At 70.5% G+C, this 4,136-nt stretch carries 3 protein-coding genes and 1 pseudogene; 1 reads left to right on the forward strand and 3 read right to left on the reverse strand.

Annotated elements, in window-relative coordinates; translation table 11 throughout:
* Nucleotides 1–214: 214 nt before the first annotated feature.
* Complete coding sequence (locus tag C5B96_RS16740) at nt 215–1,462, forward strand: LCP family protein (protein WP_104246498.1); 1,248 nt, start codon at nt 215–217, stop codon at nt 1,460–1,462.
* A 224-nt stretch (nt 1,463–1,686) separates the two neighbouring features.
* Here the strand turns inward: C5B96_RS16740 and C5B96_RS16745 are convergent, their stop codons facing one another.
* From C5B96_RS16745 to C5B96_RS17490, 3 genes and pseudogenes are all read right to left on the reverse strand, one after another.
* Nucleotides 1,687–2,913 (reverse strand): ABC transporter permease, encoded by a 1,227-nt coding sequence (locus C5B96_RS16745; RefSeq protein WP_104246499.1) that lies wholly within the window; start codon nt 2,911–2,913, stop codon nt 1,687–1,689.
* Entirely contained in the window at nt 2,910–3,662 is a 753-nt protein-coding gene (locus C5B96_RS16750; protein ID WP_104246500.1) for an ABC transporter ATP-binding protein, read from the reverse strand. The genes C5B96_RS16745 and C5B96_RS16750 overlap by 4 nt, the downstream gene beginning before the upstream one ends.
* Before the next feature lie 5 nt (nt 3,663–3,667).
* Nucleotides 3,668–4,136, reverse strand: a pseudogene (locus C5B96_RS17490) (hypothetical protein); the annotation flags it as partial.

Raw genomic sequence — 4,136 nt, forward strand, 5'->3', positions numbered from 1 at the left:
GATCAACCCCGAGCGCGGCTTCTTCGGCGTCGCCCCCGCCGCCGCCCGCCGCCCAGCGGCTACGTAACCGAGGAGGTGGGCGGCGTTGCGCTACCCGCACGCCCAACGGCGGCCTCATCCTCGGTTACGTCCGCATCCCGGGCCGGAAGTTTTGGAGGCACCTTTTGACCCGACCGCCGCAACCCCGCGCCGACCGGGGGACATATACTGAGGTATGCTCAGTCAAGATCCGGCCCGGCACGCACGCCGAGCGTCTCCGTGGCGCCGGCGCGGGCGGCTGGCCCTGGTCTGCGTCACGGTTCTGAGTCTCAGTGGCCTCTCCGTCGCCGCGATCGCGGTCTGGCAGACGCTCGGCAGGATGAGTCCCGGCATCCATCTCGCGCATCCCGAAGCGACGGGGTCGGCTACCCCGCAAGGACCAGAGGCGCTGGCGGGATCCATCGACATCCTGCTCGTCGGAACGGACACGCGCACCGGCCAGGGCAGCGAGTTCGCAGATGCCGACAACCAGGATTCGAGTTCGGGCTCCGGGAACAATGACGTGACGATGGTTCTCCATGTGACGGCAGACCATTCGAACGCGACAGTCATCAGCATCCCTCGCGACACGGTGCTGCCGGTACCGGAATGTCCTTCGCCAGAACCGGGCGCGAGCCCCGCCGAGACGATCGACGCGACCGACTCGGCGATGTTCAACACCACCCTCGCCCGTGGCGGGCTGCCGTGCACGGTGCTGACGGTCGAGAAACTGACGGGACTGACCATTCCGTTCGCCGCCATCATCGACTTCGAAGGCGTGAAGGCGATGTCCGAGGCAGTTGGAGGCGTGACGGTCTGCGTCGCCACGCCGATCGACGACTCAGACACAGGCCTCCACCTCGGCGCGGGTGAGCAGACACTTCTCGGCGAGAGCGCTCTGCAGTTCGTGCGCACGCGCCACGGGGTGGGTGACGGAAGTGACCTGGGGCGTATCAGCGACCAGCAGATCTTCCTCTCCGCCCTGATGCGCAAGATGACAAGCGCCGGGGTGCTCGCGAACCCGATCGCGCTGTACTCGCTCGCCAACGCTGTCACTTCGCACCTTGACCTGTCGGACACTCTGCAGGATCCGGCCCGGCTGGTATCGATCGCACTGGCGGTTCGCGACGTTTCGCTCAACCAGATGGCCTTCGTGCGCTATCCGGTCGTCGCCGACCCAGAGAACCGCAACCGCGTCGTGCCCGACCCCGACAGCGCGGCCGACTTCAATGAAGCGCTGCGCAGCGACCAGCCGATCAGGCCGACTCCGACTCCAGCCCCGACCGCGAGTGACGACCCAATGGCTCTCGAGGTGACCGCGGCCCCGTCGGCGTCGCCCACCGCGACCATTCCGGCGACCGACGAAACCAGGACTGCCGCGCCGGAGCCCGACAACGTGACGGGCCAGACGGCCGACCAGGCAGAATGCGCCGTCGGCAACTGAGCGTCAGTTGCGGATGGCGGCGAGGCTGAACCGAGCCATGGCGCCGCCCCTGGCGGCCCCGGGGGCTGGTTAACCGAGGAGGTGGGCGGCGTTGCGTTCCCCGGGCCGCCAACGCCGCCCTCATCCTCGGTTACGCGCCGAGGGTGAGCGGAGCGGTGGCGCGACGGAGCGGTGGCGCGGCCACGGCGGTGCGGCGTCCACGGAGCGGGCACGGCCGCGGCACCTCAGTAGCGGATGGCGTCGATCACCCTGACGCGCACCGCGACGAGGGCGGGCAGCAGGCCCGCGATCGCCCCGACCACGGTCGCGGCGGCCAGCCCCAGCAGCGCAGCCTCGACGGGAAACGGCGGAACGTCGCTGACGCCCTGCGCGATCAGCTCCTCGACCCACGGGCTCGTGACGGCGGCGATCGACACCATCACCCCCACGACGCCGGCGGCCACCGTCGCCACGACGCTCTCCATCATCACGGCGAAGAACACCCGCGAGGCCGTGGCGCCGAAACTCCGCCGGATGCCGATCTCCTGGATGCGCTGCCGCACCGTCACCAGCGAGATGTTGACGAGGCCGAGCGCACCGAGCAGCAGCACGAGCACCGCGATCGCACTGATCACCAGCGTGACCGTCTGGAACGGATCGTCGCCGTAGGCGGCGTAGTCCTGCCGGTTCACCTGCGCGGTCGCCCCCTCGCCGAGCGAGGCGCTGAAGTCCGACTGCAGGCGAGCCGTCAGCTCGGTCGAGATGCCCGGCGGCACCCACATCTCGTACTGCGGGTAGGAGGGGTACGCGGCATCCTGAACCAGCCGGTCGGCCAGCCTCGTGTAGGCGTCGTTCAGCATCAGCATGCTGGGCTGCTCTTCGTAGGGCAGTGCCTTCGTGACGCCGACGATCACGGCCGTGACCGGCTTGGCCCCGGCGAGCTCGACCGTCGGGTGGCTCCGGATGTCGGGTGACCCGAGCCGCGCGTAGAAGATGTCGTTCACGATCAGCGCGGGCGCCAGACGGTTCGCATCGGAGTCGCTGAACCAGGCGCCCTCCGCGACCTCGACGCGGTGCATCGTGCCGTAGGGCGGATCGACGAGCGTCGCGTTCACGGGGCTCACCCCGTCGACGAACTGGATGCTCAGCTGCTGCTGCCCGACGCGACTGGCGTAGCTCACGCCGTACCGTTCGAGCGCCTCGTTCCACGTCGCATCCATCACCGCCGCGTCGGGCGCCGAACCGTCGGCGGTGAACGCGGAGACGTAGAGCGTCGCCGGCCGGCCGCTCGACCGCTCGCTCGTCTCGATCGTGGCCTGCTGCGCGATGTTGCCGAGCGCCACCACGCTGGTCAGTGCCGCGACGGCGACCGCGACGCCGATCAGCGAGAGCAGCACGCGCGTGCGGTGGATGCGGAGCTCCGCCCACGCCTCGATCACGCTCCCGACGAATGCCGTGAGAACCCCGGTCATGCCGCGCCCCCTCGCTCAACCGAGGAGGGCAGCGCCGATGTGCTGCTCCCGGGGGCAGCGGCGCCGACATCCTCGGCTGCGAGCGCGCCGCGCTCCAGGCGGAAGCGGCGCGACGCGAGCGCCGCGATCGCGGGGTCGTGCGTGATCGTCACGAGCGCCGCACTCGACGCGGTGGCGATCTCGTCGAGCAGCGCCATCACGACCTCGCCCGTCTCGATGTCGAGGGCGCCCGTGGGCTCGTCGGCGAGGATGAGGCGCGGGCGGCGCACGAGTGCCCGGGCGATCGCGACGCGCTGCTGCTCGCCTCCCGAGAGCCGGTCGGGGGTCGAGGCCAGCCGGTGGCCGAGGCCGACCCGCTCGAGCATCTCGGTCGCGATCGCGCGCCGGCGCCAGAACGCCGCACCCGTGTCGTACAGCAGCGGCGTCATCACGTTCTCGAGCGCCGTGCGCCCCTGCAGCAGGTTGAACTGCTGGAAGATGAAGCCCACGTCACGGCCGCGCGTCACGTCGCGGCGACGGGCGGAGAACCCCGCGGTCGAGACACCGTCGAGCAGAATGTCACCCTGGGTCGGCGAATCCAGCAGGCCGAGGAGGTTCAGCAGGGTCGACTTGCCGGAGCCCGAGCGACCGACGATCGAGAGACGGTCACCGACATCGACCACGAGGTCGACGCCGTCGAGGATGACGAGGGGTCGATCATCCACTCGGGAGACGGTGCGACCGACACCACGGAGTTCGAGGAACGGCATGTTCATCACCCGGCCACGGCGACGCCGCCGCCACCGATGTCGAAGCAGTTCGGCGCACCCCCGCAGCCGTCGGTCGGAGCCGCCGCACCCGGAACGAACTGCAGCACGGAGTCCCCCGCAGTGAGCCCCGACACCACCTCGACCATCGACCCGTCGGTCAGCCCGAGGATCACGGGGCGCTGTTCGGTCGTGCCGTCGGGCAGCACGAACCAGACGTTGCCGTTCAGCGCGGTGCCTTCGACCGCGGTCGTCGGAATCGTCAGCACGTTCTCGGCCTTCCCGGCCGCGATGGTGACGTCGGCCGCGAGGCCGGAGAAGACGCGCACGTCGCCCGGGATGTGGCAGGTGAGCGTGTTGCCGCCGCCCGAACCGCCGCCACCCGAGCCGTCGCCGCCGACCGAGCCACCCGGGCCAGCCGACCCGCCGCCCGCGCCCCGAGCCTCTGGCTCGGCTGCCCGATGGTGGCCAGCGCCG

It is taken from the genome of Subtercola sp. Z020 (genome assembly GCF_002931235.1).
Classification (GTDB): Bacteria; Actinomycetota; Actinomycetes; order Actinomycetales; family Microbacteriaceae; genus Subtercola.